1 pseudogene is annotated in these 216 nt (G+C 64.4%); it reads left to right on the forward strand.

Annotation, left to right across the window (positions count from 1 at the left end):
* A pseudogene (locus HP556_RS00005) lies at window positions 1-216 on the forward strand (NAD(P)/FAD-dependent oxidoreductase); the annotation flags it as partial.

Raw genomic sequence — 216 nt, forward strand, 5'->3', positions numbered from 1 at the left:
AGGGCGGCATGTGATGACGTCGGCAACTACGCGCTGATGTCGTGCCAGCACGCAACGCGGATGGGCGCCTTTGCGGGCAACAATGCCGCCGCCGAATTGCTCGGTGTGGCGACGAAGCCATATCACCAGAAGGCTTATGTCACTTGCCTCGATCTCGGCGCGGCGGGCGCGCTGTTCACGCGCGGCTGGGATCGAAAGGTGGAGATGGTCGGCGAC

This window comes from Tardiphaga robiniae (assembly GCF_013359755.1).
Taxonomy (GTDB): domain Bacteria; phylum Pseudomonadota; class Alphaproteobacteria; order Rhizobiales; family Xanthobacteraceae; genus Tardiphaga; species Tardiphaga robiniae.